The sequence below is a fragment of the Phreatobacter stygius genome (assembly GCF_005144885.1).
Lineage (GTDB): Bacteria > Pseudomonadota > Alphaproteobacteria > Rhizobiales > Phreatobacteraceae > Phreatobacter > Phreatobacter stygius.
Genome location: NZ_CP039690.1, coordinates 5,703,470 through 5,729,323, shown reverse-complemented (window position 1 = coordinate 5,729,323; position 25,854 = coordinate 5,703,470). Strand labels below are relative to the sequence as shown.

Here is a 25,854-nt window from a genome sequence, read left to right as displayed (position 1 = left end):
CCGTTCTTTGTCGCCTTGACCGCGACCGGCCGATCGGCCGAGGCCGCCCACCGCCTGATCCAGGCGCTGGCCGACGATGCCCTCACACGCGTCGTTAAGCACGCCAACCGATCGGAACGGTGGCGGTCGAGCTGTCGACAGATCCCGGGTGGAAGTGCCCCTGCAAATCGCGCATCAGTCGCGCCGAGGCGAAGCCGAATGTCATGCGTTGCCCCATGGTCGTCCTTTGACCGGAGATCGCAGTGCAGCAGTTCATTTTCGACGTGATGAATGGCCCGGTTGTCGAGTTCAGCGAAAGACAGGCATTTCCCGACCTTGCCGCCGCGCGCGTCTATGCCGGCCAGCTTGCCGACAGCGCCCATGCGATGGGCTGCGATGTCGAGGGTTGGCGTGTCGAGCTTTGCAATGCGGAAGACCGGGTAATCGACACCGTGCAGGTCATGGATTGCCGCACCCGCCCCCTGTCGAAGGCGCGGTCTCGACCAGCGCCGCCGATTGGCCGGGGCCGGCAGGGCCAGACCCGGAAGACGACAGCCAGCTCAAGCGGGCATCATGACCAGCCATCATTGGTGGCCAGGCGGCCGGGACCGCTGAATAGCTGCGCCGTGGAGCGCCGGTCATTGCGGTGATGCTGTCGTCCGGCAACGCCTGATGTCTCGAATAAGAAAAAGGCCCGGCTCACGAGCCGGGCCTTTTGAAGTTTGCCAGGGGCAATCAGTCGCCGCCGCCATTGTCGCCGAACCAGAGGCCGGCACCGACAATGGCGAGGGCGTTTTCGGCCAGTATCAGGACCAGCGCGACGCCGGCCAGGGCCATGGGCCAGTCAGGCAAAGCCGTCATGATGGATCTCGTCGCCTGTCAGAGCCGATAGAGAATCTGGTCGGTCCAGAAGCGCTCGAGCCGGAGCAGCGCCTTGTTCAGACCCTTGAAGTCGTCGAGCGAAATTCCGCCGACCTGTTCGACCGTGCGCACATGCTTGGCATAGAGCGCGCCGACCACATCGGCGACCTCATGGCCCTTGTCGGTCAGGCTGATGCGCACCGAACGACGATCGATGCGCGAGCGCTGGTGCGACAGGTAACCCATCTCGACCAGCTTCTTCAGATTGTAGGAAACGTTGGAGCCAAGATAATAGCCCTTGGTGCGCAGCTCGCCGGCGGTCAGCTCGCGGTCGCCGATATTGAACAGCAGCAGAGCCTGCACCGCGTTGATATCGGAGCGGTTGCGCCGGTCGAACTCGTCCTTGATCACGTCGAGCAGGCGGCGATGCAGCCGCTCGATCAGCGTGAGCGCCTCCAGATAGGCCGGGCTGATCGCCTCGAAGCGCTCCTGGCGCTCCGGCGAGATCGGGGGAGCCGCGATGTCGCGGGTCTTGGCAGCCGTAGTCATGTGACGCCTCTTGTCCTGTTGCGGGTGCCGGAGCGTTTTTGCCCTCGGCCGGACGGCCCTGTTTTCCGTCCGTGTCGACACCCAAGCTAGACCCACGAGTTTTAAGAGCCGCCAAAAAAACAAGATGAAGACGGTTTAACCCTCGCAGGCTAAACAAGATCTTGAATTGATCTTTTGAAAATCTCTTGTTGTCTCTTCATAAACCTCATGCAATCGCGGCAAGAAATGATTCACGATCCAAACCCTGGTCTTGCCACGCTTGGACCGAATTGGCTCCCGATTGATCGCTATCGCGGCAAGAGACCATCAACCATTGGCCCCGGAGGAAAGGGTCCAATCGTCGCCATGGCATTTATACTTCCTTGAGCATGCCCAAAGGGCAGCATTTTAGCGGCCACCTTCCCATGGGGAAGATGTGACGCTAAAAGCTACCGCAAGGTCAGACGGTATCGCGGTGCGCCCTGATGGCGGCAGCGATCCAGCGCTTTCGAAGGGATGCCCATGTTCTTACCGAAATTTGCCCGCGCGCTTCGGGCCCTGGCGGCGGCCATCGTGCTGATCGTCGCGGGCACCGGTTCGGCGGTGGCGCAATCGGCCGGCGCGACCGACAGGCTGGGGCTGCCGGGGCCGATCCGTTTTGCCGGCGTCGACCACGCGCTGGCCTGGACCAGCAGGCCGACGCCGAATTATTTCAAGCAGGAATATCTGCCGGCCGGCCAGCGGCTGGAGACCTATCAGCAGATGTTCATCGTCGAGGTGTCGGCTTCGGGCGCGACGCCGGAGACCGCGGTTGCCGCGCAGATCGCGATGCTGGACCGGCGCAAGGGCACCGATCCCGTGGTCAATTACCAGGTGATCCGCAATCCGGGCAGCGGCGAGATCATTCTCGATTTTCTGATGAGCGCGCCCCAGGGCGACGGCATCGTCGTCGAGTGGAATGCCTATCGATACGTCGCGCGCGCCGACGGCGTCGCGCTGTTTGCCATCAGCCGGCGCGGTTATGGCGCGGCGGCGCGCGACTTCCTCACCGCTCTCAGGGGTTCGCGCATGGAGGCGATCAACGCGCTCGCCCGGCTGGACCTGCCCGCGTTGAGGCCGCGGCAGTAGCGAATGGTGAGTGGCGAGTGGCGAGTGGCGAGTGGCGAGTGGGGATGAAGCGAAACGCGTAGCGCGCGTAAACCCTCGCCCGCTTGCGGGAGAGGGTGGCCGAAGGCCGGGTGAGGGTGTGAAGAGGGCCGGCCCATCAATTCGACCCGGAATGCACGGCGCGCATCGACGCAACCACCCTCACCCGGCGGCTCCGCCGCCACCCTCTCCCGCGAAGGCGCGGGCGAGGGTTGAAGCGCGGCTGGCGCGGCATCATCCCTATTCGCTATTCGCCACTCGCTCCGGTCACTTGCCGCGCAGGAAGCGGACGATGCCGGAAAAGTCGGTCGCCGAACCGCCCTGGGCGGCGAACAGGCCGTAGAGCGAGGTCGCCTCGGCGCCAAGAGGAGTGACCGCGTTGGCCGAGCGCGCCGCGTCCTGGGCGAGCTTCAGGTCCTTCAGCATCATCGCCGCGGTGAAACCCGGCTGATAGTCGCGATTGGCCGGGCTGGTCGGCACCGGGCCGGGCACCGGGCAATAGGTGGTCAGCGACCAGGACTGGCCCGACGACTTGGAGGCGATGTCGAACAGCTTCTGGGCATCGAGGCCAAGCTTCTCGGCCAGCACGAAGGCCTCCGAGGTGGCGATCATGGTGATGCCGAGGATCATGTTGTTGCAGATCTTCGCGGCCTGGCCGTTGCCCGGTCCGCCGGCATGGACGATGGTCTTGCCCATGGCCTCGAGCAGCGGCTTGGCGCGCGCGAAGGTGTCGTCCTCGCCGCCGCACATGAAGGTCAGCGTGCCGCCGGCCGCGCCGCCGACGCCGCCGGATACCGGCCCGTCGAGCATGGCGAAGCCCTTGTCCGCCGCAGCCTTGGCGACCGCACGGGCGGTATCGACGTCGATGGTCGAGGAATCGATCAGCAGCGCGCCGGCCTTGGCCTTGGCGATGATGCCCGATGGCCCGAGATAGAGCGCGCTCACCTCGCGCCCCGAGGGCAGCATGGTGACCACCACGTCGGCACCGGCCACGGCATCGGCGATCGAGGCCGCCCGCTCGCCGCCCGCCTCGACATGGTGGGCGATCGCGGCTTCGGTGACGTCGACGCCGACAACCCTGTGGCCGGCCTTGACGAGATTGGCCGCCATCGGCCCGCCCATATTGCCAAGACCGATAAACGCGATCGTGCTCATGATGTCCTCCTCTCAGGTTCTTATGGATGCGCGCTGGTCAGTCGCCGCTGCCGTGATCGATCTGGCGGGCGGCCATGGTGGCGATGACGACATAGAAGAGAATGAGCAGGATATCGGCGGCCGAGGCGAAGAGCGGCCGGCCGGCGGTCTCGACCCAGCCCTGGACGCCGATCGGCGCGGAGGCGTCGATCACCAGCGCCACCAGCGTCGCGATGATCCAGACGACGCCGCCCCAGGCGGCGGTGAGCCAGAGGCCGACGCCGGCGACCAGCTGGATCACGGCAAAAAAGATGGTGGCGGTCTGCAGCCCCGGCGCCAGTTGCTCGAAATCGAGGCCGTCGAGGCTGTGGAAGCCGCAAATGATCGCCCATTGCACCAGGCCGCGGCCAAGCGCCAGCAGCGCCAGCGCGCGCAGGAACCAGGTCAGGATGCGCACCCAGTCGAGCCGCACCTCGACATGGGCCTGGATCGGCGCGTCGCCGCTGAGCCGCGGTTTGGTCGTGCTCACGACGAAAGCCCCGGCGGCGGATCGAGCTCGCCGCTGTCGAGCGGGGCAAAATGCGCGTCGACCATGGCCGGCGTCACCGCCTCGAGGCTTGCCGGCCGCCAGCGCGGCTGGTTGTCCTTGTCGATGATGACGGCGCGCACGCCCTCATAGAAGTCGTGGCCCCGGCAGACGCGCGAGACGATGCGGAATTCGGTGATCATGGCTTGCTCGAAGCTCATGGTCTTGCCGGCGCGCACCTGGGCGAGCGCGATCTTCAGCGCGGTCGGCGATTTCGAGCGGATGGTGGCCGCGGTCTCGGCGGCCCAGGAATCCCCGGCAGATCCATCCTGGGTCGCGGCGTCCTGGTCGAGCGCCTGGAGCACCTGTTCCACCGTATCGAAACGGAAACAGCGGTCGACCGCGGCGCGACGGCCGGTGATCGACTGCGGCACCGTGGATCGGCGGGCAAAGGCCTCCAGCGCCGAATCGACCGGGTCGGCCTGGCCGAGCGCGTCGATCAGGTCGGGGAAATCGGCGGAGGCCACCGCATGGGTGGCGAGCCCGGTGGACAGCGCATCGCCCTGCTTCATGCGGGCACCGGTCAAGGCGAAATAGCTGCCGATCTCGCCGGGGATGCGCGGCAGGAAATAGGTGGCGCCGACATCGGGGAAGAAGCCGATGCCGACCTCCGGCATGGCGAAGGCGAATTTCTCGCCGGCCACGACATGGCTGCCATGGACCGAGACGCCGACGCCGCCGCCCATGACGATGCCGTCGATGAGCGCGATGAAGGGCTTGGGATAGCGCTTGATCAGGATGTTGAGTTCATATTCCTCGCGCCAGAACTGCAGCGCCTCGTCCTGGCGGCCAGCCTTGCCGAGGTCGTGCAGCACGCGGATGTCGCCGCCGGCGCAGAAGGCCTTCTCGCCGGCAGCCTTGATCACCACGCGGGTGACGGCCGGGTCGACCGCCCAGGCTTCGAGCGCCGGCCTGATGGCGCGCACCATGGCGAGCGTCAGGGCGTTCAGCGCCTGCGGCCGGTTCAAGGTGATCAATCCGGCCTTGCCGCGCCGTTCGATCAGCACTTCGGTGGTGTTCGGATCGGATTCGGATCTGGTCATGAGCCGGTTGTTATCACGTGCCGAGGATATCGCGCGAGACGATGACGCGCATGATCTCGTTGGTGCCCTCCAGGATCTGGTGGACCCGGACGTCGCGCAGGATGCGCTCGATCGGATGGTCGTTCAGATAGCCATAGCCGCCATGCAGCTGCAGGCAGCCATTGACCACCTCGAAACCGACATCGGTGGCGAAGCGTTTGGCCATGGCGGCGAGCGTGGTGGCGCGCGGTTCCTTGGCCCCGACGGCCACCGCGGCGCGGCGGACCATCAGCCGGGCCGCCTCGAGCTCGGTGGCGTAATCGGCGACGCGGAAGCGCAGCGCCTGGAAGTCCGCGAGCGGCGAGCCGAACTGCTGGCGGTCCTTCATGTAGTCGACCGTGCGGTCGAGGCAGAACTGCGCGCCGCCGAGCGAACAGGCGGCGATGTTCAGCCGGCCGCCATCGAGGCCGGCCATGGCGATCTTGAAGCCCTGGCCCTCCTCGCCGACCAGGTTCTCGGCCGGCACCCGGACATTGTCGAAATCGACCACCGCGGTCGGCTGGCTCTTCCAGCCGAGCTTCTTCTCCTGGGCGCCGAAGCTCAGGCCCGGCGTGTCCTTGTCGACCACGAAGCAGGAAATGCCCCTTGGACCGTCGCCGCCGGTGCGCGCCATCACGACATAGACGTCGGAGCGGCCGCCGCCGGAAATGAACGCCTTGGCGCCGTTGATCACGTAGGAATTGCCGTCCTTCACCGCCCGCGTGCGCAGCGAAGCCGCATCCGAGCCGGCGCCGGCTTCGGTGAGGCAATAGCTGGCGAAGCTGGTCATGGTGCAGAGATCCGGCAGATAACGCCGGCGCAGGTCCTGGTGACCGTAGCTGTCGATCATCCAGGCCGCCATGTTGTGGATCGAAATATAGGCGGTGGTCGAGACGCAGCCGCGGGCCAGTTCCTCGAAGATCAGCGCGGCGTCGAGCCGGCTCAAGCCGGTTCCGCCAACGTCGTCCCGGACATAGATGCCGGCGAAACCGAGCGCCGCCGCATTGCGCAGCGTGGCCTCGGGAAAGATCGAGCCGGCGTCCCAGTCACGCGCATGGGGCTCCAGTTCGTCCCGCGCGAAATCGCGCGCGACACCCTGGAAGGCCAGCTGTTCCTCGGAAAGAGCGAAATCCATTGGCGGTCACCTCCGCCAATGGCTTAGGAGGCCGAGGCCGGTGCGGTCAATTCGGCCGCCCGGCAGAGGCCCCGGAAATTTGGCTCGGCGCGGATCGGGATCAGCGGCTGCCCATGGCGTTCTTCACCGCCCCGATGATGGCGAGCAGCAGGCCGCCGCCGACACCGCCCGACACCAGGCTCGACAGGATACCGCTGACCGACAGGCCGCCACCGGCAAGAAGCCCCGGCAGAACGGCTGAGATGATCTGGCCACCGATGCCGCCGCCAAGCAGGCCACCGATGGAATTGATCAATGTGCCCTGATCCAGGCTGGGGACCGACTTGCCGGCGACATTGCCGCCGACGGCACCCGAGATAAGTTGGATCAGGATAGGAAGAAGAGTTTCCATTGCTGTGCTCCCGTTCGCTTCGCGCGACTCGGCACCCCGGCCAAAGCCGCAGGTTGAATGAGACACAGAAACAGACAAAGTGGCCACCCCTCGCCGAATACGTATCGCAGAACAGCATTCGCGGGGCTGTTCCTGCCGATACCGGAGTGATAGGGCTCTCTGATCTTGGAGCGGGATGCGCCCCGCCGCGAGGAAGAAAACGATGTCGATCCGTGCGCTTCGTGGTCATCTGCCGCTGCCGGCCGCTGCCACCGCCGAAAAGCTTTCGCTCAGCACGCGCCTCCGGCGCAACCGCAAGGCCGACTGGACGCGCCGCCTGGTGCGCGAACATGTGCTGACGACCGACGACCTGATCTGGCCCTTGTTCCTGATCGACAGCCAGGACGCCCGCACGCCGATCGCGAGCATGCCCGGCATCGACCGGATCACCATCGACGAAGCGGTGCGCGAGGCCGAGCTTGCGGCACGGCTCGGTATTCCGGCGCTGGCCCCCTTCCCCTATGTCGATCCCGCCTTGCGCGACGAGACCGGTTCGGAAGCCGAGAACCACCACAACCTGATGTGCCGCGCCGTGCGCGCCATCAAGCAGGCCGTGCCGGAGATCGGGCTGATCACCGATGCGGCGCTCGACCCCTATACCTCGCACGGCCATGACGGCGTGATGACCGATGACGGCCGGATCCTCAACGACCAGACGGTGGCGATCCTGTGCCGCCAGTCGCTGGCGCTGGCCGAAGCCGGGGCCGACTGCATCGCGCCCTCCGACATGATGGACGGGCGGATCGGCGCGATCCGCCAGGCGCTCGATGCCGCGGGTTTCGAAGACACCCAGATCATGAGCTATGCGGCGAAATATGCCTCCGGCTTCTATGCGCCGTTCCGCGACGCGATCGGCACCAAGACGACGCTGATCGGCGACAAGCGCACCTATCAGATGGACCCGGCCAATACCGACGAGGCGCTGCGCGAGGTCGAGCTCGACATCGCCGAGGGCGCCGACATGGTGATGGTGAAGCCCGGCATGCCCTATCTCGACATCTGCCGGCGGGTGAAGGACGCCTTCGGCGTGCCGACCTTCGCCTACCAGGTGTCGGGCGAATACGCGATGATCGAGGGCGCGGCGCGCGCCGGCTATATCGACGGCGAGCGCGCCATGATGGAGAGCCTGATCGGCTTCAAGCGTGCCGGCTGCGACGGGATCTTGACCTATTTCGCGCCGCGCGCGGCGAAGATCCTGAACGGCGGGTGAGCATGATCAACGGTCGCGAAAAACCGCGGTGAACCACCCCTCTCCCAGAGGGAGAGGGTGGCAGCGTCAGCTGCCGGGTGAGGGGTCGTCCGCTTCCGAACGAACGACAATGCTCGTCGAGCACATGGCCTTACCCGGAGATGGACATCCCCTCACCCGGCAGCTGACGCTGCCACCCTCTCCCTCTGGGAGAGGGTCATTTTCGACGCGCGGCGCCTTCAATGCCCTCCGGCTCGCCGCCGCCCTCCTCTTCTGCCTCCTGCTCGGCGCCTGCGCCAGCATCATCGAGCCCGACCACCTGCGGGTCTGCCGCGACGTGCTGCCGGCGCTGCATGGCGAGGGCAGCCATATCCGCGAGATCCGCTACGGCCCGGTGACGGCCCGGAAGAACACCGTCCGCATCGACTATCTGGCGCGCGAGCCGGGCCAGCCCAACCTCGCCCATTACGCCACCTGCGGTTTTGCCGGCGGCGGCACCGACGCGGCGCGCTTCGAACTCATCAGGCTGGAGACCGAACGGGGGCCGCTCAGCGCCGTCCGGCTGATGATCCTGCAGCGCTGGTGGCTCGGCGACGCCCGGATGACCGCCGACGCGGCGGCGCGGCGCCGGGCCCAGGCGGCGGTGCCCGAGATCCCCATGGTCTTCGCTTATGCCCTGCAGCAGGGCGCCAATGGCCTGGCGCCGGCGGCCCTCTACGGCCTGCTGGCCTCGGCCTATGCGCTGGTCTATGGCCTGATCGGCCGGATCAACCTGGCCTTCGGCGAGATCGCGGTGGCCGGCGCCTATGCCGCGGTCGGCATCGTGGCCGTCGCGGCGGCCGCCTTCGGACTGGTGCCGGCGCTCATCCTGGCGCTCTGTGCCGGCGCGGTCACCGCGGCCGCGACCAATCTCGCCATCGGCCGCGCGGTGGTCGCGCCGATCGTCGGCCGGCGGCGGAGCGGCCAGGCCGTGCTGGTGGCGACCGTTGGCCTGGCGGTGGCGCTCAGCGAAGCGCTCCGGCTGCTGCACGGATCGAGCGCCCGCTGGTCGCCGCCGATCGCCTCCGACCCGATTGCCCTGGTGCGATCGGGCGATTTCGTCACGACGGTGACATTCAACCAGATCGGCGTGGTCGGCTTCGCGCTGATCATCGCCCTCGGGCTGATCTGGCTGCTGCGGCGTTCGGCCTTCGGCCGGTCCTGGCGCGCCTTCGCCGACGATCCCGGCATGGCCGCCCTGTTCGGGGTCGATCCCGGCCGGCTGGTGGCGCTGACCTTCGCGCTGGCCGGCGGCGTCGCCGGGCTTGCGGGCTTCGCCCATGCGGTGCATTTCGGCTCGGCGCATTTCGCGCTCGGCACGGTGTTCGGGCTGAAGGCCCTGGTCGCGGCCATTCTGGGCGGCGTCGGCTCGGTGCCCGGCGCCTTTCTCGGCGGACTGGCGCTCGGGCTCGCCGAAACCGCCTGGTCGGGCTATCTGCCTATCGAGTGGCGCGACCCGGCGGTCTATATCGCGCTGGTGCTATTGATCGTCGTCAGGCCGAACGGCCTGTTCGACACGAATGGGAGGCCCGCGTGACGCTGTCCTTTGCCGATATCGAAGCCGCCCGCGCGACCATCAAGGGCCGCGTCATGCGCACGCCCATGCTGCCGGCGCCACCGCTTTCAGCCATGACCGGCGCTCAGGTCTTCATCAAATACGAGAACCTGCAGGTCACCAACTCGTTCAAGGAGCGCGGCGCGCTGGTCAAGCTCGCCAGCCTCACCGAAGCCGAACGCCAGCGCGGCGTCATTGCCATGTCGGCCGGCAACCATGCCCAGGCGGTGGCCCTTCATGCCAACCGGCTGGGCATTCCAGCCACCATCGTCATGCCGGTCACCACGCCCTTCGTGAAGGTGGCGGCAACCCGCAGCCACGGCGCCCGCGTGGTGCTTGATGGCGAGACCCTGGTGGAGGCGCAGGCCCGGGCCGAAGCGATCCAGGCGGCCGAAGGCCTGGTCTGGGTGCATCCCTACGACGACCCGCATGTGGTGGCCGGCCAGGGCACCATTGCCTGCGAAATGCTGGAGGACGAACCCGATCTCGACGTGCTGGTCATTCCGATCGGCGGCGGCGGACTGATCGGCGGCAATGCGCTGGCCGCCAAGGCGATCAAGCCTGACATCGAGGTGGTCGGGGTCGAGGCCTCGCTCTACCCCTCCATGTGGAACGCCATGCATGGCGAGGACCGGCCCTGCGGCGGGCCGACACTGGCCGAAGGCATCGCGGTCAAATTTGCCGGCCAGACCACCTTGCAGATCGTCCGCGACCAGGTGTCCCGCATCGTCCTGGTCAGCGAAACCCAGCTGGAGCGCGCGGTCAATCTCTGCCTCACCCGCCAGAAGACCATTGCCGAGGGCGCCGGCGCCGCCGGCATCGCCGCCTTGCTGGCCGAGCCTGGCCGGTTCCGCGACAAGCGCGTCGGGCTGATCCTCACCGGCGGCAATATCGATCCGCGCATCCTCGCCTCGATCATGGTGCGCGAGCTCGAGCGCGAGGACCGCATCGTCGCCATTCGCATGACCATTCCGGACCGCCCCGGCGTGCTTGGCGCCATCGCCACCCTGCTCGGCCGCATGGGCGCCAATATCCTGGAGGTCGAGCACCGCCGGCATTTCCTCGACACGCCGGCCAAGGGCACCAAGCTCGACATCACGCTGGAGACGCGCGACCACAGCCATGCCCAGGAGATCATGGAGGCGCTGGCGGCCGAGGGCCTGCCGGCAACCCGGATCAGCTCGGGCAGCGACGACGTGACCTGATCAGCGGCCGAGCTTCTGCCGAACGCATCGCTCGACCTGCGGCTGCAGGGTGGCCGGATAGTTCCGACGCGGCGTGCTGGGGCCGAAGCCGGCCTCCTGCCAGCACGCCGTGCGCGCCTGCTGCGGCGTCATCGCGGCGCTGCGTTGGCGCTGCGCCTGCATCTCGCTCGGCTGCGAAGCGCTGGCGGTGGCGGTGGCGGTGGTGGCGGCGACGAGGGTGATGGCGGCGACGAGGCCGGTTGCAAGCAATGCGAGGCGAGCCATGGGAGACCTCCCCTAACGTTGGAGGTATTATTGTGCCGCCAGCAACCCCTCACGTCATCCGGTGAACTCCGTGGGTTGTTCAACGAGAACCCGTCGGCGCCGGGCGACAGCCCCGGTTCTCCGGATTATCCTGCTCTTGTGATCGAACAGGCGGTTGCTATCGTATGAAAAGGGGCCGGATGGGTGGTATGGCCCTGATTCCTGTGCGAGCCAGACCGTGACCCAGCAACCGCGCGACACACCCCAGTTCTACCTGACGGCCCCGACCAATTGCCCCTATCTGCCGGGCCAGTTCGAACGCAAGGTCTTCACCCACCTGGTCGGGCCGCGCGCGCCGGGCCTGAACGATATCCTGACCCAGGGCGGCTTCCGCCGCTCGCAGTCGATCGCCTACCGGCCGGCCTGCGAGAATTGCCGGGCCTGCGTCTCGGTGCGCGTGCCGGTCAAGGATTTCCGCCTGACCCGCTCGTTCCGCCGGGTGATGAAAGGCAATGCCGACCTGGTCGGCGAGATGCGCGCCGCAGTGCCGACATCGGAGCAATATTCGGTGTTCCGGGCCTATCTCGACTGGCGCCACCGCTCCGGCGGCATGGCCGACATGACGGTGCTCGACTATGCCCTGATGGTCGAGGACAGCCACGTCACCACGCGGCTGGTCGAATATCGCCGGCGCGACATCGACACCAGCGTCACCGGCCGCTCCAAGGGCGACCTGGTCGCCTGCGTGCTGACCGATATCCTCGCCGACGGCCTGTCGCTGGTCTATTCGTTCTTCGAACCCGAGTTTCAGGCGCGCTCGCTCGGCACCCTGGTCATTCTCGACCATATCGCGCGCGCCAAGGCGATGGGCCTGCCCTATGTCTATCTCGGCTATTGGGTCGAAGGCTCGCGCAAGATGGACTACAAGGCGCGCTTCCTGCCGCAGGAAAGGCTGCATCCGGAAGGCTGGCTGCGTTTCGACGGGCCGACCGGGTCGGCGAGTGGCTGATAGCGAGTGGCTGATAGCGAGTGGCGAATGGCGAATGGCGAATGGCGAATGGGGATGAAGCGAAACGCCCCGCGCGCGTAAACCCTCGCCCGCTTGCGGGAGAGGGTGCCGGCGGAGCCGGCGGGTGAGGGCCTGAACAGGCGCTCCCCCGTGATTTCACCCGGAATGCACCTCACCGGCCGACGCAACCACCCTCACCCGGCCGCTGACGCGGCCACCCTCTCCCGCGACGGCGCGGGCGAGGGTTCATGCGCGCCGCCGCTTCCCCACTCCCTATTCGCTACTCGCTATTCGCCCCTCACCTCACCGGAACGGCGGCGAATATTGCAGGCCGCCGCGGTTCCAGAGCTGGTTGGCGCCGCGTGGCAGGCCAATGCGGCTGCCCGCACCGAGATTGCGCTCGAAACTCTCGCCGTAATTGCCGACATGGCGGATGATCCGGGCCGCCCAGTCGCGTGACAGGCCGAGCGTCTCGCCGAAATTACCGTCGAGGCCCAGCAGGCGCCGGACCTCGGGATTGGTGCTGGCCAGATGCTCCGGCAGATTGGCCTTGGTGATGCCGAGCTCCTCGGCCGCCAGCAGCACGAACAGGCTCCAGCGGACGATGTCGAACCATTGCGGGTCGCCCTTTCGCACCCAGGGCCCGAGCGGCTCCTTGGAGATGATCTCCGGCAGGACCATGTGGTCATCCGGCACCTGCATCAGGAAACGGTTGGTGGCGAGCTGCGACATGTCCGTGGTGTAGGCATCGCAGCGGCCGGTCTCATAGGCCTTGGAGACCTCGTCCAGGCTGCCGAAGGTGACCACCTTGTAGGTCAGGTTGTTGGCGCGGAAATAGTCGGCGAGGTTGAGCTCGTTGGTGGTGCCCTGCGACACGCAGATGGTGGCGCCGTTCAGGTCGCGCACCGACTTCAGGCCGGCCGATTTGCGCACCAGGAAACCCTGGCCGTCGTAATAGCTGATGGCGGTGAAGGCGAGGCCCTGGCTGATTTCGCGGCCGATCGACCAGGTGGTGGTGCGGGCCAGCACGTCGATATTGCCGCCCTGCAGCGAGATCAGCCGGTCCTTGGAGGCCAGCGGCAGATAGCGCGCCTTGTCGGGGTCGTCGAAAATGGTGGCGGCCAGGGCCCGGCAGAAATCGGTGTCGAAGCCGCGCCAGATGCCCTTGTCGTCGGGCTGGGAAAAACCCGGCACGCCCTGGCTCGCGCCGCACAGGATGTAGCCGCGCTCGCGGATCTTCTGGAGCGTCGCCGCCGGGCCGGAATTCTGGGCGAGCGCCGGCACGAGCCCGAATGCGACGGCGGCTGTCGCCGCCATCAAGGTCTTCACGATGGTCATCTGGTTTCGGTTCCCGCTGGTCGCGCGGCTTAAGCTGCCGCTTCGCCAGCCATTCAACCGAACTTGTTGTTCTTGGGGAAGCCCTTTGGCGGCAGGCGGCCGGCATCGGCCCGGTTGCCGATCCATTCGCTGAGGTCCTTTTCGCCGACCGTCCAGGTGCGGTCGGAGGAATCCTTCCAGGTCAGCCCTTCGGCGAGCGCGAAGGTCTTCACGTCGGCGAGGCCGCCGCCCTTGTATTTCTGCAGGCGCACGCCCTTGCCGCGGGTCATTTCCGGCACCTGGTTCAAGGGGAAGACCAGCAGCTTGCGGTTCTCGCCGATGACGGCGACATGTTCGCCCTCGACGAAGCGGATGGCTGTGAGCTCATCGGGCGTATCGACGCCCATGACGCCCTTGCCCTTGCGGGTATTGGCGACCAGTTCGTCCTCGGGCACCACGAAGCCGCGGCCGTCCTTGGAGGCGACCAGCACCTTGCGGCCGCCCTTGAACTGCACGACCTCGACGATGTCGTGCTCCTGTTCGAGATCGATCATCAGGCGGATCGGCTCGCCGGCGCCGCGGCCGCCGGGCAGTTTCGAGCCCTCGAGCGTGAACACCTTGCCGTTGGTGGCGAAGACCAGGAGCTTGGACGTGGTCTCGGCGGTAAACGAGATCTTCAGCCGGTCGTCGGTCTTGAAGGTCAGGGTCGACAGGTCCTGGACATGGCCCTTCAGCGCCCGGATCCAGCCCTTTTCGGAGACCACGACGGTGATCGGCTCGCGCTCGACCAGCGCCTCGGCCATGGCGCCTTCGTCATGCTCGGTCGCCTCGCCGAAGGTGGTGCGGCGCTTGCCGAGCGGGGTGTCCTTGCTGAACTGGTTTTTGACCTTGCTGATTTCCCAGGCAATGGTCTTCCACTGCAGCGCTTCCGAGCCGATCAGCTTGACGATGCCGTCCTTCTCCTTGGACAGCTCGTCATGCTCCTTGCGCAGCTCGATCTCCTCGAGCTTGGCCAGGGACCGCAAGCGCATGTTGAGAATGGCTTCGACCTGGACTTCGGTCAGCTCGAAACGAACGACCAGCGCCTTCTTGGGCTCATCCGCGGTGCGGATGATGTGGATCACCTCGTCGATATTGAGATAGGCGATGATCAGGCCGGCGAGCACTTCCAGCCGCCGCTCGATCTCGGCGAGCCGGTGGCGCGAGCGGCGCAGCAGGACGTCGCGGCGATGGTCGACCCATTCGCGCAGCACTTCCTTCAGGCCGACCACCCTGGGGATCCGGCCCTGCATCAGCACGTTCATGTTGAGCGGGATGCGGCTTTCCAGCTCGGTCAGCCTGAACAGGCTTTCCATCATCAGCCCGCCGTCGACATTGCGCGACTTCGGCTCGAAGACGAGCCGGATGTCCTCGGCGCTCTCGTCGCGGAAATCGGCGATCAGCGGCAGCTTCTTGTCGATGATCAGCTCGGCGATCTTCTCGATCAGCCGGCCCTTGGCGACGCCATAGGGGATCTGGGTGACCACGATCAGGTAGGTGCCGCGGCCGGTATCCTCCTGGTGCCAGCGCGCCCGCGTGCGGAAGCCGCCGCGGCCGGTCTCATAGGCCTCCTGGATCGACGCCCGGCCCTCGATGATGATGCCGCCGGTGGGGAAATCCGGCCCGGGCACATGGGCGACCAGGTCGCGCGTGGTGCAATCGGGATTGGCGATCAGGTGCAGCGCCGCGTCGCAGATCTCGGCGGCATTGTGCGGCGGGATCGAGGTGGCCATGCCGACCGCGATGCCCTGGGAGCCGTTGGCGAGCAGGTTCGGGAAGGCGCCCGGCAGGACGACCGGCTCGTCGTCCTCCTCGTTATAGGTCTTGCGGAAATCGACCGCGTCCTCGCCGATGCCCTCGAGCAGCAGCGCCGCGACCTCGGTCATGCGCGCTTCGGTATAACGGTAGGCGGCCGCGTTATCGCCGTCGATATTGCCGAAATTGCCCTGGCCGTCGACCAGCGGGTAGCGCTGGGCGAAGTCCTGGGCGAGCCTCACCAGCGCGTCATAGACCGACTGGTCGCCATGCGGATGGTACTTACCGATGACGTCGCCGACGATGCGGGCGCATTTCTTGAACGCCGTGCCCGGATCGAGCTTCAACAGGCGCATGGCGTGCAGGATGCGCCGGTGGACCGGCTTCAGGCCGTCACGGGCATCCGGCAGCGCGCGGCCCATGATGGTCGACAGCGCATAGGCGAGATAGCGCTCTTCGAGCGCCTCGCGCAGATTGATGTTCTCGACGCCGTCTTCGCCACCACCGGGCGGCAAGATACGTTCGCCCATGTTCGTGCCTCGCGAATCGGGGGATGCTCAGATCCACTGATTAGGCGGAGGAAGCAAGGGGAACAAGCGGCGAACCTCGGACCGTCGCGAATGGCCGGTGGATTTCGTGGCCGGTCCGATCGCGACGAGAGGCCGCACCCGGCTCGCGGATCGAGGCCCCGACAATCATATCATTTCGGCCCGCGGACCTCTTTCCGCCGTCTCTCCGATGCTTAATTGTCCTGGGATCGGCGCAGCTAGACCGACTAAGACCCCGGAGGCCCCTTGAACAGCGGTGACACCAGTTCCACCACGCCCTCCGCGCCGGCCGCGTTCGGCCCGGGGTTGGACGACATCGTTCTGCTGCCGGTGGTGCTCGTGGCGGTCGCCGCCCGGAGGCTGGTACGCGCAGCGCTTTCGCTGCTGATGCATCTTCTCGACTATCTGTTCCCGCTGCTGCTCCAATTGATGCGTTTTCCCCTGTTCACCCTGCGGATCGTCGGTGACGGGCTGGCGCGGCTGGCGCAGGCCATCGTCGGACTGCTGCCCTTGCCCGGGGACAGGAGCCAGGCCTGGCGCGAGGCCCTGAAGCAAGGCTGGGCCTGGCTCAGGCAGCGGATCAGCTACCACGCCTTCGAAGAATCGGTGCATCATGCGTTCGAAGCCGGGATGGCCTGGGTCTTCAGGAACTGCAAGACCCTGACGCCGCGCACGGCCCTTTTGGTGATCGTCGCCGCGGTGCTCTGGATACCGATTTCGTTTGGTGCCGCCACCGCGGCCCATGCGGTGCTGATCGCCAAGGCAGCCACCCTGCCGTCCTGGATGCAGCTGCTGCACGGTGTCGCCACCATCCTTGCCAAGAGCAAGCTGCTGGTCCTGCCGGTCTACCCGGCGGCCTGGCCGCAAGCCCGGCAGCACCCTTTTGTCGGAGCGCTCTCGCGCCTCTGCCGACAGATCGCCGATCTGCCGATGATGCAGAAGCTCGGGCTGCGCTATCGGCAGACCGACAGCGCCATGATCAAGGCGTTTCAGACCGTCCGGCGAACCGCCCGGTCGACCGGTCTCGCCGGCCTGTGCCGGTCCGCGTCGCAGGTTCTCAGGGCCTCGGCCGCAACCGTCGGCGCAGCGCTCGGCAAGGCGGCTGCCGGCCTGGTGCACATCTTGTCGCGGGCGCCGCTCGTCGGCCCGGTCGTCACGCGTTATGCCGAGCATTACCGGAGCACCCACACCGCGCATCCGGAAACCATCAGCCAGCGCACGAAGTCGTTCTTCGACCACTGGTCGGTCAAATTCACCGCCGAATATTACGAGGCGCGGGAAGCGGCCGAGGCCGCCGCCGCCGGCGCGAGCCCTGGCGGCAAGGCGCACTGATCCAGGCACGACCGGGCGTGCTGGCTTGCCAAGGCTTGGCGGCGAAGGCTTGGCGGCGAAAGCCTGGCGGTGAAGGCCTGGCGGCGAAGACAGCTATCGGAACGTTGCACCAGGAGGCTAAGTTGCAGCCTTCAGAGACAACGACGACCCGATGAGAGCCCTCCGATGATCCACCGCCTTGTCGCCGCCCTGCTCGCCCCCGCCGTTCTCGCGCTCGCCCTGGCGCTTCCCGCGCTCGAGGCCCGGGCCGCCGGCGACCGGCCGGACCTGATCTTCCGCCGCTCGACCGTGTTCCGGCTCCTGTCGCCCAACGACAAGCTCGCCACCTATGGCATCGACGACCCCGATGTGGAGGGGGTGGCCTGCCATTTCACCGTGCCGGAAAAGGGCGGCTGGGCCGGCACCTTCGGCTTCGCCGAACAGCTGTCGGACGTGTCTCTCGCCTGCCGGCAGATCGCGCCGATCCGCTTCCGCAGTCGCTCCGGCCAGGGCGACGTGGTGTTTTCCGAGGGACGGTCGTTCTTCTTCAAGCGCGTGCAGATCGTGCGGGGCTGCGACGCCGCCCGCAACGTGCTGGTCTATATGATCTATTCCGACAAGCTGATCGACGGCTCGCCGCAGAACTCGACCTCCACCGTGCCGATCATGCCCTGGGGCGCCAATGCCGAGATCCAGCGTTGCAGCGAGTGGATCCGCTAGGCCGGCGCGCCTGCAACGGATAGGCCGGCACGCCCTGGCTCGCTCAGGTCCTGTGCCGGCAGATCGGCTCGCTCAGGTCCTGTGCCGGCAGATCGCGCGGTTGAAGTTCGCCCGCACGGGCAGCCGCTTGCTGGTACAGGCCTGCTCGCACAATTTTTCGAACTCGTCGTCCTGGAACCGCTGATACAGCCCGCGCAAGCCGTTGACGAGCCGCTGGTTCGCCATCGACAGGCCGGAGACCCCCTGCGCGCATGCGGCATCCATGCGGCTGCACTCCCGCAGGGCCTGTCGATATAGACTTTCGCAATGCGCGCCGGTCAGCCGCAGCGGCCCCACCGCCGGACGCGCCTCGAAGGTGAACTCGCCGTTGACGAAGGTCATCGAGCGGATCTTGCCGTCGAAATAGGGCAAGGCGATCGAAAAGGAATCCGGACCGGTCCTTCGCGGCGTGCCGTTCGACCAGCTCGCCTCGAACGGCCCGGCCTGATAGCGCACATTGTTTGCCGACTGCACGATGAAGCGGGTGGAGGGAATTCCGCAGGCCGACCCGCCGCAATCCTCATCCAGGAAGACCACCGTGTAGTTCTGCAGCAGGATCGGTCGCCCCGGGAAAGTCAGCTGCTCTTCTTCGGTGCAATAGAGCTGCCGTCCGCCTGAAACGGCACATTTCTTGTCGTTCGTGCTGTCGATCGTCAGCGTTCCAAACGCCGTGGTGACCCTCATGTCATCGGCACGGGCCAGGTTCATCCCAAGAAACCCGAGGGTCGTCAGCACAAGAACCGGCAAACGCATCGGCGGAGACCTTCTTCGCTGCTCGCAGGCGGCAATCGAACGACGCCCCGAGATGTTCTTTTTATGTTCCGGGCGCCCCCTGCACGTCAAGAGGGTCCTGAGGCCCTCTGCAAATATCGCGAGCACAAGGGCTCGTGCCGGCCAGACGCGGCCGCCGTGGCGCGCGGATCGGGTCGCCTGTAGCCTCAATGCCGAAATCCAGCGCCGCAGCGAGTGGATCCGGTGACGAGTGGGGCATGATGCCGCGCGCGCCACACATCAACCCTCGCCCACGTCTTCGTGGCAGAGGGTTGATGCGCACGCGATCCCTTGTCCCGCTTGACGACGTCGGTGCAATCTGCGCTATCTCGGCGCCATGAACGGTTTCTCGATCATTTCCGGGATTATTTGCGGCTGAGCGTTAGCGCTGGCCGGTAGACGTTCTTTGCCTCGTCCCTTGAAGCAAAAGATCACTCCCCGGCCAGCGGAGTGCTTGAGCTTTGCGAGGATGGCCATGACGATCAGGCTCTACAACACGCTGACACGCGCGAAGGACGTCTTCCGTCCGATCGATGAGACGAACGTGCGCATGTATGTCTGCGGCCCGACGGTCTATGACGACGCCCATATCGGCAATGCCCGGCCGGTGATCATCTTCGATCTGTTGTTCCGGCTGCTCCGCCACACCTATGGCGCGGATCACGTCACCTATGCCCGCAACATCACCGACCTCGACGACAAGATCAACAAGCGCGCCTATGAGCGCGGCATTACCATTGGTGAGCTGACCCAGGGCACCACGGCGCGCTTTCATCGGGCGATCGACGCGCTCGGCGCGCTTCGGCCCACCGTCGAGCCGCGCGCCACCGATCATATCGACGAGATGAAGGTGATTTGCGAGAAGCTGGTCGCCTCGGGCCATGCCTATGTCGCCGAGGACCATGTGCTGTTCTCGGTGCCTTCAATGCCCGATTACGGCAAGCTGTCACGCCGGCCGCTCGACGACATGATCGCCGGCGCCCGGGTCGACGTCGCGCCCTACAAGCGCTCGGAAATGGATTTCGTGCTGTGGAAACCATCGCGCGAACCGCACGAGCCGGGCTGGCCGAGCCCCTGCGGCATCACGCAAGCGGGCCGCCCCGGCTGGCATATCGAATGCTCGGCGATGAGCTGGAAACACCTCGGCGAGGTGTTCGACATCCATGGCGGCGGCATCGACCTGGTCTTCCCCCACCACGAGAACGAGGTGGCGCAGACCACCTGCGCCTTCGGCCACGGCGTCATGGCCAATGTCTGGATGCATAACGGCTTCCTGCAGGTGGAAGGCGACAAGATGTCGAAAAGCCTCGGCAATTTCGTCACCATCCAGGAGTTGCTCGACGGCTGGGAGGGCGAGGCCTGGCCGGGCGAAGTGCTGCGGCTGACCATGATGAAGGGCCATTACCGCCAGCCGATCGACTGGACGGTGCGCGCCATGGAGGAAAGCTGGAAGACGCTGGAGCACTGGTACCGGGTGACGGCCGGCATCGTGGCCGGCGCCGTGCCGACGCCGGTGCTCGACGCGCTGTCGGATGACCTCAACACGGCCAAGACCATTGCCGAGCTGCATGGCCTCGAAAAGCACGGCGATCTTGCCGGCCTCAAGGCGGCGCTGTCGCTGATGGGCTTCGACGGCGCCCGGGCGGCCGAGCTGACCAGCGCCGAGGGCGAGGACGAGAAGGACGTGGCGCGGATCGAGGACATGGTCGCGGCCCGGCTGACCGCTCGCAAGGCCAAGGATTTCGCCGAATCCGACCGGATCCGCGACGATCTCGCCGCCATGGGCATCCAGCTGAAGGACGGCAAGGACAAGGTCACGGGCGAGCCGATTACCACCTGGGAGGTGGCGCGTTGAGCGCCCCTCCCGCCGGTGGTCGCGCCTCAGCGTCGCCCAAGCGGTTCAGCCTCCGTCCCTGCCAATTCCGGGTTCGACCATCAACGCCACGGGCGGGTCGAGCGTTTTTCTAAGGCCGCGTCATGACCGAACGCCTCTATCTCTTCGACACCACCTTGCGCGACGGCGCGCAGACCACCGGCGTCGATTTCACCCTGGACGACAAGCTGAAGATCGCAGCCCTGCTCGACGATCTCGGCCTCGACTATATCGAGGGCGGCTATCCCGGCGCCAATCCGACCGACACCGCCCTGTTCGCCGAGAAGCGGTCCTATCGCGCCGGCTTTACCGCCTTCGGCATGACCAAGCGCGCCGGCCGCTCGGCCGCCAATGATCCCGGCGTCGCGGCCCTCCTGGAAGCCGAGGCCGATGCCATCTGTTTCGTCGCCAAGGCCTGGGACTATCACGTCCATGTCGCGCTCGGCGCGACGCTGGACGAGAACCTCGAAGGCATCCGCGACTCGGTTGCAGCAGCCAAGGCCCGCGGCTTCGAGGTGATGCTCGACTGCGAGCATTTCTTCGACGGCTTCAAGGCCAATCCCGCCTATGCGCTGACCTGCGCCCGCACGGCCTTCGAGGCCGGCGCCCGCTGGGTGGTGCTGTGCGACACCAATGGCGGCACGCTGCCCGAAGAGGTCTTCGAGATCGTCGGCGAGGTGGCCCGCCACGTGCCCGGCGACCATCTCGGCATCCACGCGCACAACGACACCGAACAGGCGGTGGCCAATTCGCTGGCCGCCGTGCGCGCCGGCTGCCGGCAGATCCAGGGCACGATGAACGGGCTCGGCGAGCGCTGCGGCAATGCCAATCTCGCCTCCATCATCCCGACGCTCCTGCTGAAGACGGCTTATGCCGAGCGCTTTTCGATCGGCGTCAGCGCCGATCGGCTGACCCACCTCACCTCGGCGTCGCGCAGGCTCGACGAACTGCTGAACCGGTCGCCCAACCGCCACGCGCCCTATGTCGGCGCCTCGGCCTTCGCCACCAAGGCCGGCATCCATGCCTCGGCGGTCATGAAGGAGCCGGAGACCTACGAGCATGTGCCACCCGCCAGCGTCGGCAACCGGCGCCACGTGCTGGTCTCCGAACAGGCCGGCAAGTCGAACGTGCTGGCGGAGCTCGAGCGCGTCGGTCTCACCGTCGCCAAGGACGACCCGCGCGTCGCGCGCATCCTCGACGAGGTCAAGGAGCGCGAAAGCCTCGGTTATGCCTATGAAGGGGCTGACGCCTCGTTCTTCCTGCTCGCCAAGCGGATGATGGGCGAAGTGCCGGTGTTCTTCGAGGTCGAGCGCTTCAAGGTCAATGTCGAGCGACGCTGGAACGCGCTCGGCGATCTCGTGTCGTTCTCGGAAGCAACCGTGAAGGTGAAGGTCGGCGACGAGGAACTGATCTCGGCGGCCGAAGGCAATGGTCCGATCAACGCCCTGGACGCGGCGCTGCGCAAGGACCTCGGCAAATACCAGCGGTTCATCGAAGACCTCGAACTGGTCGATTTTCGCGTGCGCATCCTCAACGGCGGCACCGGCGCTGTGACCCGCGTGCTGATCGAGAGCAAGGACGGCCAGGGCGAGACCTGGACGACGGTCGGCGTCTCGCCCAACATCATCGACGCGAGCTTCCAGGCGCTGACCGACAGCATCACCTACAAGCTGGTGAAGGACGGCGTGGGGATCTGAGGTCGTCTGGACGGCAGCTTGCGAGGGGGGCTTGAGCCCCCTCGCCTCACATCTTGCCGATCAGCACCGGCTCATGCTCCTCCGACAGCGCCTCGTCGGGCAGGTCGGCAACGGCTTCCTGCAAGGTCGGGATGATCTCGGCGGCGCGCTCGACCAGGGTGTATTTCACCGCCAGTTCCGGCCGGATGAAGCCCTCTTCGCGCATATGGGCGAGCAGCACCTTCAGGGGATCCCAGAAGCCGGCGATATTGGCGATGACCACGGGCTTGCGATGCCGGCCGAGCTGGGCCCAGGTCAATTGCTCGACCAGTTCCTCGAGCGTGCCGATGCCGCCGGGAAGCGCGACGAAGCTGTCGGCCTTGTGGAACATCATCATCTTGCGGACATGCATGTCGGGAACCGTGATCATTTCCTGCACGCCGTCCATCGCCATTTCCTTGCGCTTCAGGAATTCCGGAATGATGCCGGTCACCTGGCCGCCATTCTCGATGACCGCGCCGGCCAGCGCGCCCATCAGGCCGGTGCCGCCGCCGCCATAGACCAGCCGGAGGCCAGCCTTGCCCATGGCCGCGCCGAATTCCTTGGCCGCCTGCAGGTGAACCGCGGCATGACCATTGCCCGAGCCGCAATAGACGCAAATGGAACGAATGGTGGCCATGACGGGTCCCCGTGAATCTCACGGGTCACAATAGCGGGCCTGAGGCGCCGGGTCAGCCTGTCATATCAAACCGTTCTTGCACTGCAGCGGGCGCGCCACGGGCGCCGGTCGCGGCTGGCATGCGCGAGGCCCCCTGCAAAGGCCCCGCACTGTGCTTATATCGGTTCCAGAAAACGGCGCTCCAGCGCTCCCCAAGGACCTGAGACCATTTTGTCGACATCCGATCACGACACGGCGCGGAGCCATTCCGCACGCCCCCGCGTTTCCGCGGATGGCGGAGCGTTGTCGCGCACCATCCTGCATCTGTGGCCGTTCATCTGGCCGGGCGACCGCGCCGACCTGAAGCTCCGGGTGGTCTGGGCCATGGTCATGCTGATGGTCGCCAAGCTCGTGACCATGGTCGTGCCGTTCACCTTCAAATGGGCGACCGACGCGTTGGCAGCCCCGAGGGTCGCCGACATGTCGTGGTGGCTGTGGCTGATGGCGCCGCCAGTGGCGCTGACGCTCGGCTACGGCCTTGCCCGCATCGTCATGGCGCTGATCACCCAGATGCGCGACGGCCTGTTCGCCAAGGTGTCGATGCATGCGGTCCGGCGGCTGGCGCTGATCACCTTCGAGCACATGCACAAGCTGTCGCTGCGCTTCCATCTGGAGCGCAAGACCGGCGGGCTGACCCGCGTGCTGGAGCGCGGCCGCAACGGCATCGAGACCATCGTGCGCATGCTGATGCTGCAGCTGGCGCCGACCATCATCGAGCTGGTGATGATCGTCGGCGTGCTCCTGTGGATGTTCGACTGGCGTTATGTCGCGGTGATCCTGGCGACCGTGGTGCTCTATCTCTGGTTCACCTATTCGGCGACCGAATGGCGCATCAGCATCCGTCGCGACATGAACGACAGCGACAACAACGCCAATGTGAAGGCGATCGACTCGCTGTTGAACTACGAGACGGTGAAATATTTCGGCGCCGAGGCGCGCGAAAAGGCCCGCTACGACGTCTCCATGGAGAAATACGAGGCGGCTTCCACCAAGGCCTATACCTCGCTCGCCGTGCTGAACTCGGGCCAGGCGGTGATCTTCACGCTCGGCATGACCGCCTGCATGGTGATGTGCGCCATCGACATTGCCCAGGGCCGCAACACGGTCGGCGACTTCGTCATGATCAATGCCATGATGATCCAGCTCTACCAGCCGCTCAATTTCATGGGCATGGTCTATCGCGAGATCAAACAGGCGGTGACCGACATCGAGGCGATGTTCCAGATCCTCGACCGCAATCCGGAAATCCAGGACAAGCCGGACGCCCCGGCGCTCGCCGTCAATGGCGGCGCGATCCGCTTCGACAATGTCACCTTCGCTTACGATCCGGCCCGGCCGATCCTGAAGGGCGTGACCTTCGAGGTGCCGGCCGGCAAGACGGTGGCGATCGTCGGCCCGTCGGGCGCCGGCAAATCGACCATCTCGCGCCTGCTGTTCCGCTTCTACGAGATATCCGGCGGCCGCATCACCATTGACGGCCAGGATATCCGCGAGGTCACCCAGGGCTCGCTGCGCCACGCCATCGGCATGGTGCCGCAGGACACGGTGCTGTTCAACGACACGATCCGCTACAATATCCGCTACGGCCGCTGGGACGCCGATGACGCCGAGGTCGAGGCGGCCGCCAGGCTCGCCCAGATCCACGAGTTCATCCGGCACAGTCCGGAGGGCTATGAGACCGAGGTGGGCGAGCGCGGCCTGAAACTCTCGGGCGGCGAGAAGCAGCGCGTGGCGATCGCCCGCACCATCCTGAAGTCGCCGCCGATCCTGGTGCTGGACGAAGCGACCTCGGCACTCGACAGCCATACCGAGCGCGAGATCCAGGGTGCGCTCGACAAGGTGGCGGAGAACCGCACGGCGATCGTCATCGCCCACCGGCTGTCGACCATCGTCGGCGCCGACGAGATCATCGTGCTCGACGGCGGCCGGGTCGCCGAACGCGGCACCCATGGCGAACTGCTTGCGCGCGGCGGCCTCTATGCCGGATTGTGGAATCGCCAGCGCGAGGCAGCCGAGGCCCAGGAGAAGATCGCCGGCCTCGATCGCGGCGTACCGGCGCGGGCTCAGGAGCCTGCCTCACAATCGCAAGAATCGATCAGTGAACTGCTGAGCGAACCCTCCAGCAAGACGCCCCAAGAGGCGGCGGAATGACGCCCATGGTCGAGGCACGTGAAAGGCCCCTGTCGCTTTCCTATCGACGGCCCGCCGACACTGTCGAGCGCGCCGTGCTGGAAGAAGCGCTGGACGAGCTGCGCCTGCAGCCGCAGGCCGATCTCGCCGAGGTCGGCTCAGGCATCGGCCTCGGCCTCCTGTCGCTGATCTTCATTGGCCCGCTGGTGCTGCTGGCCGCCTGGGGCCTGCAATTCGCCACCGGCCTGTCATTCGGCACCGATCGGACCTGGACCATCGCGGCCCTGCTCTGGCTGGCCGTCTGGGGCGGCGCGGGCGTGGTCCGGGTGGTCGCCAAGCGGGCCCGCATGACCGCCGCCAAGCGGGCGCTGGCCGCCGATATCGCATCCGAAGAGGTGGTCGAGGAAAGCTGGCGCTTCGTCGAGGCGATCGGCTACCAGGAGGCGGAAAAACTGCCGCTGCTCTATGTGCTGCACGCCGACAATGGCGGCGCGGTCGCCTTCGAGGAGACCAAGCTGATCGGCCGCGAGCGGGTGCCCGGCGAAGCCGTGTTCTCGGCGGCGCCCTCGGATGCGGTGCTGGTGCGCGGCGCCAAGTCCGGACTGCTGGTCAGCGAGAACTATTCCGGGCCGCCTCTGCCGATCCTGGAGATCCACCAGCTGACCTTGCCGCGCGAGGAACGGCCGGCGCACGGCACGCCGCTCGACCGGCCCTGGGGCGCGGTGTCGCCCTGGCTCACCGGCAAGGGCCGGCCGTCGAGCTGACCGGGCGGCCGCGGCCGGCGCGCCCCGCCCCGCAATGATCTCCAAACGGTTGAGCAAGGCTGTTGCTGCACGCCAGCTTCCCTCGAGACCGCG

The 25,854-nt window shown here is 66.5% G+C and carries 24 protein-coding genes; 12 read left to right on the top strand and 12 right to left on the bottom strand.

The annotated features are described in order from the left end of the window. Positions 1-242: 242 nt before the first annotated feature. Entirely contained in the window at positions 243-629 is a 387-nt protein-coding gene (locus E8M01_RS36015) for a DUF6894 family protein (protein ID WP_425467684.1), read from the top strand. Positions 630-714: 85 nt separating this feature from the next. Here E8M01_RS36015 and E8M01_RS35790 read toward each other — a convergent pair whose 3' ends face one another. After that, positions 715-840: a hypothetical protein gene (locus E8M01_RS35790; protein WP_281287807.1), complete on the bottom strand. Its 126-nt coding sequence runs from the start codon at positions 838-840 to the stop codon at positions 715-717. 18 nt (positions 841-858) lie between these two features. Further along, complete coding sequence (gene ldtR / locus E8M01_RS27095; RefSeq protein WP_136962998.1) at positions 859-1,389, bottom strand: transcriptional regulator LdtR; 531 nt, start codon at positions 1,387-1,389, stop codon at positions 859-861. A 501-nt stretch (positions 1,390-1,890) separates the two neighbouring features. Here ldtR and E8M01_RS27090 point away from each other — a divergent pair. Continuing rightward, entirely contained in the window at positions 1,891-2,496 is a 606-nt protein-coding gene (locus E8M01_RS27090) for a hypothetical protein (RefSeq protein ID WP_136962997.1), read from the top strand. 285 nt (positions 2,497-2,781) lie between these two features. On the opposite strand, the gene mmsB is transcribed toward E8M01_RS27090, so the two are convergent. The 5 genes from mmsB to E8M01_RS27065 form a co-directional block, all read right to left on the bottom strand. Next, complete coding sequence (gene mmsB / locus E8M01_RS27085; RefSeq protein ID WP_136962996.1) at positions 2,782-3,669, bottom strand: 3-hydroxyisobutyrate dehydrogenase; 888 nt, start codon at positions 3,667-3,669, stop codon at positions 2,782-2,784. Between the two features lie 37 nt (positions 3,670-3,706). Beyond that, positions 3,707-4,177 carry a DUF6163 family protein gene (locus E8M01_RS27080; RefSeq protein ID WP_136962995.1) on the bottom strand — a complete coding sequence of 157 codons (471 nt, stop codon included), beginning with the start codon at positions 4,175-4,177 and terminating at the stop codon, positions 3,707-3,709. Further along, positions 4,174-5,277: an enoyl-CoA hydratase/isomerase family protein gene (locus tag E8M01_RS27075; protein ID WP_136962994.1), complete on the bottom strand. Its 1,104-nt coding sequence runs from the start codon at positions 5,275-5,277 to the stop codon at positions 4,174-4,176. The genes E8M01_RS27080 and E8M01_RS27075 overlap by 4 nt, the downstream gene beginning before the upstream one ends. A 13-nt stretch (positions 5,278-5,290) precedes the next feature. Beyond that, complete coding sequence (locus E8M01_RS27070; RefSeq protein WP_136962993.1) at positions 5,291-6,430, bottom strand: acyl-CoA dehydrogenase family protein; 1,140 nt, start codon at positions 6,428-6,430, stop codon at positions 5,291-5,293. 100 nt (positions 6,431-6,530) lie between these two features. Beyond that, complete coding sequence (locus E8M01_RS27065; protein WP_136962992.1) at positions 6,531-6,821, bottom strand: hypothetical protein; 291 nt, start codon at positions 6,819-6,821, stop codon at positions 6,531-6,533. A gap of 202 nt (positions 6,822-7,023) precedes the next feature. Here E8M01_RS27065 and hemB point away from each other — a divergent pair, with 202 nt between their 5' ends. The 3 genes from hemB to E8M01_RS27050 all read left to right on the top strand — a co-directional run bounded on the left by hemB (position 7,024) and on the right by E8M01_RS27050 (position 10,848). Beyond that, positions 7,024-8,070, top strand: a complete 1,047-nt coding sequence (gene hemB / locus E8M01_RS27060; RefSeq protein WP_136962991.1) for a porphobilinogen synthase — start codon at positions 7,024-7,026, stop codon at positions 8,068-8,070. 124 nt (positions 8,071-8,194) lie between these two features. Continuing rightward, entirely contained in the window at positions 8,195-9,625 is a 1,431-nt protein-coding gene (locus tag E8M01_RS27055; protein WP_170182097.1) for a branched-chain amino acid ABC transporter permease, read from the top strand. Then, complete coding sequence (locus tag E8M01_RS27050) at positions 9,622-10,848, top strand: threonine ammonia-lyase (RefSeq protein WP_136962989.1); 1,227 nt, start codon at positions 9,622-9,624, stop codon at positions 10,846-10,848. Before E8M01_RS27055 ends, E8M01_RS27050 begins: the two co-directional genes overlap by 4 nt. Here the strand turns inward: E8M01_RS27050 and E8M01_RS27045 are convergent, their stop codons facing one another. After that, positions 10,849-11,112, bottom strand: a complete 264-nt coding sequence (locus tag E8M01_RS27045; RefSeq protein ID WP_136962988.1) for a hypothetical protein — start codon at positions 11,110-11,112, stop codon at positions 10,849-10,851. Between the two features lie 217 nt (positions 11,113-11,329). On the opposite strand from E8M01_RS27045, the gene E8M01_RS27040 reads away from it, so the two are divergent. Next, positions 11,330-12,100 (top strand): arginyltransferase, encoded by a 771-nt coding sequence (locus tag E8M01_RS27040; protein ID WP_136962987.1) that lies wholly within the window; start codon positions 11,330-11,332, stop codon positions 12,098-12,100. Positions 12,101-12,403: 303 nt separating this feature from the next. On the opposite strand, the gene E8M01_RS27035 is transcribed toward E8M01_RS27040, so the two are convergent. Together E8M01_RS27035 and parC are read right to left on the bottom strand one after the other, a co-directional pair. Next, entirely contained in the window at positions 12,404-13,438 is a 1,035-nt protein-coding gene (locus tag E8M01_RS27035; protein ID WP_136962986.1) for an amino acid ABC transporter substrate-binding protein, read from the bottom strand. Positions 13,439-13,491: 53 nt separating this feature from the next. Continuing rightward, positions 13,492-15,741: a DNA topoisomerase IV subunit A gene (parC, locus tag E8M01_RS27030; RefSeq protein ID WP_136962985.1), complete on the bottom strand. Its 2,250-nt coding sequence runs from the start codon at positions 15,739-15,741 to the stop codon at positions 13,492-13,494. Between the two features lie 264 nt (positions 15,742-16,005). Between parC and E8M01_RS27025 the strand changes: the two genes are divergently transcribed. Both E8M01_RS27025 and E8M01_RS27020 read left to right on the top strand, forming a co-directional pair. Further along, on the top strand, positions 16,006-17,091 hold the full coding sequence (locus tag E8M01_RS27025) for a hypothetical protein (RefSeq protein ID WP_136962984.1): 1,086 nt from the start codon (positions 16,006-16,008) through the stop codon (positions 17,089-17,091). A gap of 165 nt (positions 17,092-17,256) precedes the next feature. Beyond that, positions 17,257-17,790 (top strand): CreA family protein, encoded by a 534-nt coding sequence (locus tag E8M01_RS27020; protein WP_136962983.1) that lies wholly within the window; start codon positions 17,257-17,259, stop codon positions 17,788-17,790. 72 nt (positions 17,791-17,862) lie between these two features. On the opposite strand, the gene E8M01_RS27015 is transcribed toward E8M01_RS27020, so the two are convergent. Further along, positions 17,863-18,708 carry a hypothetical protein gene (locus E8M01_RS27015; RefSeq protein WP_136962982.1) on the bottom strand — a complete coding sequence of 282 codons (846 nt, stop codon included), beginning with the start codon at positions 18,706-18,708 and terminating at the stop codon, positions 17,863-17,865. Between the two features lie 361 nt (positions 18,709-19,069). On the opposite strand from E8M01_RS27015, the gene cysS reads away from it, so the two are divergent. Both cysS and cimA read left to right on the top strand, forming a co-directional pair. Then, positions 19,070-20,455, top strand: coding sequence for a cysteine--tRNA ligase (gene cysS / locus E8M01_RS27010; protein WP_136962981.1), 1,386 nt, complete (start codon positions 19,070-19,072; stop codon positions 20,453-20,455). Positions 20,456-20,577: 122 nt separating this feature from the next. Continuing rightward, positions 20,578-22,170: a citramalate synthase gene (gene cimA / locus E8M01_RS27005; RefSeq protein WP_136962980.1), complete on the top strand. Its 1,593-nt coding sequence runs from the start codon at positions 20,578-20,580 to the stop codon at positions 22,168-22,170. A 46-nt stretch (positions 22,171-22,216) separates the two neighbouring features. Here the strand turns inward: cimA and E8M01_RS27000 are convergent, their stop codons facing one another. Continuing rightward, positions 22,217-22,828 (bottom strand): LOG family protein, encoded by a 612-nt coding sequence (locus E8M01_RS27000; protein ID WP_136962979.1) that lies wholly within the window; start codon positions 22,826-22,828, stop codon positions 22,217-22,219. 282 nt (positions 22,829-23,110) lie between these two features. Here E8M01_RS27000 and E8M01_RS26995 point away from each other — a divergent pair, with 282 nt between their 5' ends. Both E8M01_RS26995 and E8M01_RS26990 read left to right on the top strand, forming a co-directional pair. After that, entirely contained in the window at positions 23,111-25,018 is a 1,908-nt protein-coding gene (locus tag E8M01_RS26995) for an ABCB family ABC transporter ATP-binding protein/permease (RefSeq protein WP_246088449.1), read from the top strand. Continuing rightward, entirely contained in the window at positions 25,015-25,761 is a 747-nt protein-coding gene (locus E8M01_RS26990; protein WP_136962978.1) for a hypothetical protein, read from the top strand. The genes E8M01_RS26995 and E8M01_RS26990 overlap by 4 nt, the downstream gene beginning before the upstream one ends. Positions 25,762-25,854: the final 93 nt, after the last annotated feature.

What these genes read in the sequence shown, in the direction of transcription:
- E8M01_RS26990 (WP_136962978.1), top strand. Translation starts at nt 25,015, where the DNA reads ATGACGCCCATGGTCGAGGCACGTGAAAGGCCCCTGTCGCTTTCCTAT.
- E8M01_RS27035 (WP_136962986.1), bottom strand. Translation starts at nt 13,438, where the DNA reads ATGACCATCGTGAAGACCTTGATGGCGGCGACAGCCGCCGTCGCATTC.
- E8M01_RS35790 (WP_281287807.1), bottom strand. Translation starts at nt 840, where the DNA reads ATGACGGCTTTGCCTGACTGGCCCATGGCCCTGGCCGGCGTCGCGCTG.
- E8M01_RS27000 (WP_136962979.1), bottom strand. Translation starts at nt 22,828, where the DNA reads ATGGCCACCATTCGTTCCATTTGCGTCTATTGCGGCTCGGGCAATGGT.
- E8M01_RS27020 (WP_136962983.1), top strand. Translation starts at nt 17,257, where the DNA reads ATGATCCACCGCCTTGTCGCCGCCCTGCTCGCCCCCGCCGTTCTCGCG.
- E8M01_RS27065 (WP_136962992.1), bottom strand. Translation starts at nt 6,821, where the DNA reads ATGGAAACTCTTCTTCCTATCCTGATCCAACTTATCTCGGGTGCCGTC.
- E8M01_RS27045 (WP_136962988.1), bottom strand. Translation starts at nt 11,112, where the DNA reads ATGGCTCGCCTCGCATTGCTTGCAACCGGCCTCGTCGCCGCCATCACC.
- hemB (WP_136962991.1), top strand. Translation starts at nt 7,024, where the DNA reads ATGTCGATCCGTGCGCTTCGTGGTCATCTGCCGCTGCCGGCCGCTGCC.
- E8M01_RS27070 (WP_136962993.1), bottom strand. Translation starts at nt 6,430, where the DNA reads ATGGATTTCGCTCTTTCCGAGGAACAGCTGGCCTTCCAGGGTGTCGCG.
- cysS (WP_136962981.1), top strand. Translation starts at nt 19,070, where the DNA reads ATGGCCATGACGATCAGGCTCTACAACACGCTGACACGCGCGAAGGAC.
- E8M01_RS27090 (WP_136962997.1), top strand. Translation starts at nt 1,891, where the DNA reads ATGTTCTTACCGAAATTTGCCCGCGCGCTTCGGGCCCTGGCGGCGGCC.
- ldtR (WP_136962998.1), bottom strand. Translation starts at nt 1,389, where the DNA reads ATGACTACGGCTGCCAAGACCCGCGACATCGCGGCTCCCCCGATCTCG.
- mmsB (WP_136962996.1), bottom strand. Translation starts at nt 3,669, where the DNA reads ATGAGCACGATCGCGTTTATCGGTCTTGGCAATATGGGCGGGCCGATG.
- E8M01_RS27055 (WP_170182097.1), top strand. Translation starts at nt 8,195, where the DNA reads ATGGCCTTACCCGGAGATGGACATCCCCTCACCCGGCAGCTGACGCTG.
- cimA (WP_136962980.1), top strand. Translation starts at nt 20,578, where the DNA reads ATGACCGAACGCCTCTATCTCTTCGACACCACCTTGCGCGACGGCGCG.
- parC (WP_136962985.1), bottom strand. Translation starts at nt 15,741, where the DNA reads ATGGGCGAACGTATCTTGCCGCCCGGTGGTGGCGAAGACGGCGTCGAG.
- E8M01_RS27075 (WP_136962994.1), bottom strand. Translation starts at nt 5,277, where the DNA reads ATGACCAGATCCGAATCCGATCCGAACACCACCGAAGTGCTGATCGAA.